Source organism: Methylophaga sp. UBA5088 (genome assembly GCF_002414625.1).
In the GTDB taxonomy this organism is placed as follows: domain Bacteria; phylum Pseudomonadota; class Gammaproteobacteria; order Nitrosococcales; family Methylophagaceae; genus Methylophaga; species Methylophaga marina.
On sequence record NZ_DIAC01000072.1, the window covers coordinates 49,868 to 54,742 of the forward strand.

Below are 4,875 nucleotides of genomic sequence, written 5' to 3' on the forward strand. Positions count from 1 at the left end.
TGGATACAAACATAGAGAACCAATCCGGACTTGGGCTTGTAAGTATTCGAGAACGTTGCGAAGCATTAAGTGGCGAGTTTTATATATCAACACGTCAACCACAGGGAACAACGTTAACTATTACGCTTCCTTATGACCCCATTGTTTGAGTAATTATTATGTCTAAAACTACTATCTTACTAATTGATGACCATGCCATTTTGCGTGATGGTTACCAACATTTATTAAATTCATCAGGATTTCATGTGATTGATCAGGCCAGCAACTCTGAAGAGGGCTATCGTCTTTATGTGACACATAAGCCTGATGTCTGCATTATCGATATCAGTATGCCTGGCGCCGGTGGCCTCGAATGTATCAGGCGTATTATCGCACGTGACCCACAAGCTAAAATTCTTGTCTGCACAATGCATGATGACTCAACACTGGCTATGCGGGCAATGGATATGGGCGCTCGAGGCTATATCACGAAGTCCTGTCCTTCTTCTGTGTTAATTGAGGCAGTAAAAACCATTGCAAACCGTGGTCATTATCTCAGTACCGAGATTGCTCGCTCCATCGCCATGGAAAAGTTGATTCATGCTGATCAAAAAGTGCACTCCTTATCGCACCAGGAATTTGCTGTATTTCGTATGGTCGCTGAGGGAAAAAGTATCAATGAAATGGCAGATAACCTGGCCTTAGCACCCAAAACCGTATCCAACTACAAAACAAATATGATGCGAAAACTAGGCACCAATAATTTAGCTGAGATTATTTTTCTGGCTCAAAAAACGGGGCTGATCACTACACCGCCTAATTAAAATTTGGCTAGTGAAAAAGTTCATGAACTTTCTTCACATCACTCCCTGAGAAAGCAACAAAATATTTATAAACCATTGTTAAATATATTTATTCATAAATAGCATCAAAGCCTCACCGCCGAATTAAGGATAACTTCCCTGACCCTTTTAGGTGTCGCTCTCTATCCCCTATCACAGCAAAGATAAGAAGATGAGCTTTGTGCTCAGCCGTGCTTTTTTACAGCTGATACACAAAGTCAGCATTGACTGACTCTCAAAACAAATAGGAGGATATATGAGAGAAATGCATCATAGCCGGTGGTCAAAAATCGGTACTGCGCTTGCTGTCTCATCCGCACTCGGATTGATGTCAGGCATGTCAGTTGCAAATGATAAGTTAGTAGAACTGTCAAAAAGCAATGAAAACTGGGTAATGCAAGGGAAAGACTTCTCAGGCACCCACTACAGTACTGCCAAACAAATTAATAAAGATAACGTTAAAAAACTACGTCCATCATGGTCATTCTCAACAGGTGTACTCAACGGTCACGAAGGTGCGCCACTTGTTGTAGATGGCACAATGTTTATTCATACACCATTCCCAAATAACACCTTTGCCATCGATCTGGATGAGCCAGGCGTAATCAAATGGGAACACAAACCAAAACAAGATCCTGCAGCTCGTGCTGTGGCATGTTGTGACGTTGTAAACCGTGGTTTAGCTTACTGGCCAGGTGACGACAAAGCACCAGCCATGATCGTTAAGAGCTTACTGGATGGTCACGTTGTCGCGTTAAATGCTGAAACAGGTGAAGAATACTGGAAAGTAGAAAACGGTGACATCAGCGTAGGCCAAACAGAAACTGCAGCACCATTCGTTGCTAAAGACCTGGTTATCCAAGGTTCTTCTGGTGCGGAATTAGGTGTTCGTGGTTATGTCACTGCTTACGATATTCATACTGGTGAAATGGTATGGCGTTGGTATGCGACTGGTCCTGACGCAGATGTGGGGCTGGATAAAGACTTCAACAAACATAACCCTCATTATGGTCAAAAAGGTCTAGGTACATCTACCTGGGAAGATAACGCATGGAAAATCGGTGGTGGTACTAACTGGGGTTGGTACGCTTATGATCCAGATTTAGACATGTTCTATTATGGTTCAGGTAACCCTGCTCCATGGAACGAAACTATGCGTCCAGGTGATAACAAATGGACCATGACTATTTGGGGTCGTGATCTGGAAACGGGTTTAGCTAAATTCGGTTACCAAAAAACACCTCATGATGAGTGGGATTACGCCGGCGTTAACGTCATGATGCTCTCTGAGCAAAAAGACAAAAACGGCAAAATGCGTAAACTGCTGACTCACCCTGATCGTAACGGTATCGTTTACACACTGGATCGTGAAACGGGTGACTTAGTCTCTGCCAACAAAATGGATGACACGGCCAACTGGGTGAAAAAAGTTGACCTAGAAACAGGTCTACCAATTCGTGACCCTGAATATGGCACACGCATGGGACACCGTTCACGCGATGTATGTCCTTCAGCGATGGGCTTCCATAACCAAGGTTTCGATTCTTATGATCCTAAACGTGAACTGTTCTACTTAGGTATTAACCACCTATGTATGGATTGGGAACCATTCATGCTTCCATACCGTGCAGGTCAGTTCTTCGTTGGTGCCAACGTATGGACATACCCTGGTCCTAAAGGTGATCGTCAAAACGGTATCGGTTCAGGCCAAGTTAAAGCCTACAACGCGATTACTGGTGACTTCGCTTGGGAAAAAATGGAGAAATTCTCTGTTTGGGGCGGCACAATGGCGACCGAGGGTGGACTGGTATTCTACGGAACACTGGATGGCTTTATCAAAGCGCGTGATGCTGACAACGGTAAGTTGTTGTGGAAATTTAAACTTCCATCAGGCGCAATTGGTCACCCAATGACATACACCCATGAAGGTACACAATACGTTGCTATCAACTATGGTGTAGGTGGTTGGCCTGCAGTTGGTCTTGTGTTTGACCTGAATGACCCATCAGCTGGTTTAGGTGCAGTAGGTGCCTTTAAAGAACTGGCGAAAAACACTCAAATGGGTGGTGGTGTCATGGTCTTCGCACTTGATGGTAAGAGCCCATATGACGATGTGAGCTTAGGTGAATACGGCATGTAAGCAAAGGCTTACTCGTCAAATAACTTAAGACTTATTTCGTTAGAAACCTGGCCAGCAACCAGTTGGTTGCTGGCCTCCATCAAAGAGACCAACATGATGAAACGAAGCGTGAAAAAAGCCAAATCAGGTCGTATGTTACCTTCATTTTTGGCACTCATATTAGGCAGTGGCTTAGCCTTTAATGCACAAGCCAATACCAGCACCCTTAAAGTGTGTGCGGCCAGTGATGAATTGCCCTACTCAAATAAGCAGCAGGAAGGCTTTGAGAATGAACTGGCAAAAATTCTAGCGGATACCATGGACCGGGAACTAGAGTTCGTCTGGTCCGATAGAGCAGCTATTTTTCTTGTGACAGAAAAGCTGCTTAAAAATCAATGTGATGTTGTCATGGGCGTAGACAAAGGTGATCCTCGTGTCGCGACCAGTGACCCATACTATAAGTCTGGCTATGCCTTTATTTATCCAGCAGACAAAGGTTTGGATATTGAAAACTGGCAAAGCCCAGCATTAAAAGACATGTCTAAATTTGCCATCGTTCCAGGCAGCCCTTCCGAAGTGATGCTGCGTGAAATTGATAAGTATGAAGGCAACTTTAACTACACCATGTCCTTAATCGGTTTTAAGTCACGCCGTAACCAGTATGTACGTTATGCACCCGATTTACTGATATCAGAAGTGGTGTCAGGTAAAGCCGATATTGCTCACATCTGGGCACCAGAAGCCGCCCGTTATGTGAAATCAGCCTCGGTTCCACTCAAAATGGTGGTATCTGAAGAAATTGCACCGACCCACGACGGAGAAGGTGTAAGACAACAGTTTGAACAAGCTATCGCCGTACGCAGTGACGATAAAGAACTGTTGAAAGAAATCAATACAGCCCTGCATAAAGCTGATCCTAAGATCAAAGCCGTATTGAAAGATGAAGGCATCCCACTCTTATAACTCTAATAAAAATACTTTTTGTTACTACAGGAAAATTTTTAAATCATGACTAACAAAACATTTTTGCCAAAGAAGATTCGAGGAATCGCTTTACTTACTGTCTCGGTACTCTCCGTGGCAATGATTCCTGTCGCTCAATCTCAATTGGTTTTCAGAAATACAGTCACAGGTGATGTCCTGGACTTATCTTTTGGCAAGAAAGGTGAAAAGACAGAAGCTGTTGAGCATTTTCTTAATACAGGTGAAAACCTCTACAACACAGATGAAGAAGCCATCAAGTCTGGTGAAAGCTTATTTATGACGGCATGTTCAGGCTGTCATGGACATCATGCTGAAGGCAAATTAGGTCCAGCATTAGGTGATGATTATTACACCTACCCTAAAAATGCTCATGATAAAGGCTTGTTTGAAACCATTTATGGCGGTGCCCGCAGCATGATGGGGCCGCAATATAACAACCTCACTAAAGATGAAATCTTACACATCATGGCCTGGGTAAGAAGTGTTTACTGGGGTTCTGCAGATAAAGCTGAGTGGTTAACTGAAGAGCAGAAAGCTAACTTTGAACCAGCAGAAGTGCCAGAAGACTTCAAAGAAGCTATGGATAACTTTAATAAAACTCATCATTAATTAATGGGTGGCATGTTGTCATAGTGGCAGCATGCCAATTCATTATGTCGTCGCAAAAATAAGGAGAGAAATATGAAACTAAAAACAATCGCTGTGACTTGTTCAGCCCTGATGATGTTATCAGGCGCCAGTGCAGTTATGGCTTATGATGGTACTAAATGTAAAGCACCTGGCGATTGCTGGGAAGCTAAGCCTGGATTCCCAGATAAAATCAAAGGTTCTAAGTACGATCCTAAACACAGTGAAAAAGAACTGAACAAACAAGATGCTGCGTTAAAAGCAATGGAAAAACGCAATGCTGAACGTGTTGAACAGTTCAAAAAAACAGGTAAATGGGTTTAT

At 43.2% G+C, this 4,875-nt stretch carries 5 protein-coding genes; all 5 read left to right on the forward strand.

Translation table 11 applies throughout. The features are described 5' to 3' along the window. Positions 1–158 precede the first annotated feature (158 nt). Positions 159–803 carry a response regulator transcription factor gene (locus tag B4K20_RS09265; protein ID WP_286305791.1) on the forward strand — a complete coding sequence of 215 codons (645 nt, stop codon included), beginning with the start codon at positions 159–161 and terminating at the stop codon, positions 801–803. Positions 804–1,077: 274 nt separating this feature from the next. After that, positions 1,078–2,961, forward strand: coding sequence for a methanol/ethanol family PQQ-dependent dehydrogenase (locus tag B4K20_RS09270; RefSeq protein ID WP_289282677.1), 1,884 nt, complete (start codon positions 1,078–1,080; stop codon positions 2,959–2,961). Positions 2,962–3,054: 93 nt separating this feature from the next. Then, entirely contained in the window at positions 3,055–3,903 is an 849-nt protein-coding gene (gene moxJ, locus B4K20_RS09275; protein WP_286305794.1) for a methanol oxidation system protein MoxJ, read from the forward strand. A gap of 45 nt (positions 3,904–3,948) precedes the next feature. After that, the gene (gene moxG / locus B4K20_RS09280; RefSeq protein WP_286305795.1) at positions 3,949–4,533 is read left to right on the forward strand and encodes a cytochrome c(L), periplasmic; all 585 of its coding nucleotides are present in this window, start codon (positions 3,949–3,951) and stop codon (positions 4,531–4,533) included. 72 nt (positions 4,534–4,605) lie between these two features. After that, a partial coding sequence (locus B4K20_RS09285; RefSeq protein WP_286305796.1) for a methanol dehydrogenase occupies positions 4,606–4,875 on the forward strand: 270 nt, incomplete at its 3' end.

Coding starts and splice junctions, on each gene's coding strand:
- B4K20_RS09265 (WP_286305791.1), top strand. CDS start 159: ATGTCTAAAACTACTATCTTACTAATTGATGACCATGCCATTTTGCGT.
- B4K20_RS09270 (WP_289282677.1), top strand. CDS start 1,078: ATGAGAGAAATGCATCATAGCCGGTGGTCAAAAATCGGTACTGCGCTT.
- moxJ (WP_286305794.1), top strand. CDS start 3,055: ATGATGAAACGAAGCGTGAAAAAAGCCAAATCAGGTCGTATGTTACCT.
- moxG (WP_286305795.1), top strand. CDS start 3,949: ATGACTAACAAAACATTTTTGCCAAAGAAGATTCGAGGAATCGCTTTA.